The organism is Parafrankia sp. Ea1.12 (assembly GCF_900465275.1).
In the GTDB taxonomy this organism is placed as follows: Bacteria; Actinomycetota; Actinomycetes; order Frankiales; family Frankiaceae; genus Parafrankia; species Parafrankia soli.
The window spans coordinates 1-1916 of sequence record NZ_UBIZ01000719.1; the positions used below are offsets into that span (position 1 = coordinate 1).

General features: G+C 70.9%; 1 protein-coding gene and 1 pseudogene. Both read left to right on the plus strand.

From position 1 onward, the window contains the following. Nucleotides 1–477 precede the first annotated feature (477 nt). Nucleotides 478–1770 carry an EAL domain-containing protein gene (locus FMEAI12_RS35930; protein ID WP_235015157.1) on the plus strand — a complete coding sequence of 431 codons (1293 nt, stop codon included), beginning with the start codon at nt 478–480 and terminating at the stop codon, nt 1768–1770. A 48-nt stretch (nt 1771–1818) separates the two neighbouring features. Next, a pseudogene (locus FMEAI12_RS40445) lies at nt 1819–1916 on the plus strand (IS5/IS1182 family transposase); the annotation flags it as partial.

A 1916-nucleotide genomic window follows, 5' to 3' on the forward strand; every position in this document is an offset into this window, starting at 1 on the left:
GCCGATGGTACTGCGTGGGTGACCGCGTGGGAGAGTAGGACGCCGCCGGACTTCTTTTGGTGGGGGCTGTTTCTGGCTGTGGCCGGGAGCAGCCCCCACCTGTATTTCCGGACCTTTTCCCGGCCGATGATCCGGGCGGCTCTCCGCCGGCTGGCCGGTACGGCTCCGCTGGTCGGATACGGCTTTGGAACCCCGCGAGAAGAGCCCCGCGCCCCCGCAGACAGGGGACTCCGCGTCGGTCACAGCCGGGCGCGCGGCCATCGCGTATCTCCTCGTCAAATTCTTCGCTGTTCTCGAAAAGGATCACGTGGTGGTCGCTTTGCGTCACGGACCGCCACTCCGGCGGGTCACTAGACGATCGCTATTCGTGCACCGCGGGCGTGGACTCCACTCGGCGATCGGAACTGTGGCCCGGGCGACGTGTTCCTGGTGGACGCGTGGGAAACATGCTGGCGAGTGCCGCGTGGGGAGGTGCACGTGACCGATGCCTGTGGTCGCGGCGGCGCCACGCCGCCGTCCCGGTGGGATCCGGCCGAACCGGACCCGGTGGCCGGGCTGCTCGCCACCGCCCGTCGCCGCCTGGGCATGGATCTCTGTTGGTTCTCCAGGCTGATCGGGGGAGCCCAGGTGATCGAGGCGTGCGACGGCGACGCCGCGGCCTTCGGTGTCCACCCCGGCTCGACGGTGCACCATCCCGGCCCGCACCGCTCGCATGCTCTCGCCGAACGCCCGCTTCCGGTCGTCGGCAGGATCCGCCCGGAGGCGGTGACGTCCGGGACGGCGACGGAGGTGACGGGGACGGCGGCGACCGGGGTGGAGGCGACCGGGGGGCCGCTGGCCGGCCGGCCCGAGGTCGGCTCGTACATCGGAGTTCCGGTGACCCTGGCGGACGGCCGTCCGTACGGGATGCTGTGCTGCCTGAGCCGCGACGCCGACGTGGCGATGCCCGCTCGCAAGACGCGTTCGCTGGCCTTGTTGGCAGAGGTGCTCTCCGCCTCGATCTCCGATCGGCGGTCCGGCGGGGAGTACCGGGAGGCGGCGTGGTGGCGGATCTGGCGGCTGATCGACAGCGGTGGCCCGACGATGGTCTTCCAGCCGGTCTTCGACCTGCCGTCGCTCGACTGCGTGGGGGCTGAGGCGCTTGCCCGGTTCCCGCCCGGTTCGGGTGGTGCCGAGCGCTGGTTCGCCGACGCCGCCGCCGTGGGCCTCGGCCCCGCACTCGAACTGTCCGCGATCCGGTCGGCGCTGCGCGCGTTCACCTGCCTGCCCCCCGAGTTCGGGCTCGGGGTCAACGCCTCACCGGCCACGATCCTCTCGGGGCGGCTGGCGGATGCGATCGCCGATATCCCGGCCGACCGACTCGTTGTCGAGGTCACCGAGGGTGACAGGGTCGAGGATTATCCGTCGGTCCGCTGCGCGCTGGGCGTCCTGCGCCGTGAAGGAGTCCGGATCGCCGTGGACGACGTCGGTGCCGGCTACGCCAGCCTGCATCATCTTGTGCAGCTCCAGCCCGACTTCATCAAGATGGATCAGTGTCTCACCCGGCGGATCGACGCTGATCCGGCGCGGCGCGCGCTCGCCGCCGCGCTGGTGCACTTCGCCCAGGAGACAGGCAGCCTGGTCCTCGCAGAGGGGGTCGAGACCGCGCGGGAGCTCGGTGTCCTGATCGGCGCGGGCGTGCACCAGGCGCAGGGCCACTACCTCGCCCCACCCGGTCCGCTGCCACTGCCCGCGAGCGCCAACCGGACCCGCCCGCCCGATACGGCTTAGAGCGTGTCTTGTGTGGCGGCTGCGGGTACATATCTGATCATGGATGTGATGGAGAGCAGCCTCGCTCTGCGGCTGGTCCCGGACGATCTGTGGGAGCTGGTGGAACCGCTGCTGCCCCGGTTCGAGACCCGCCACCAGGGTGGTGG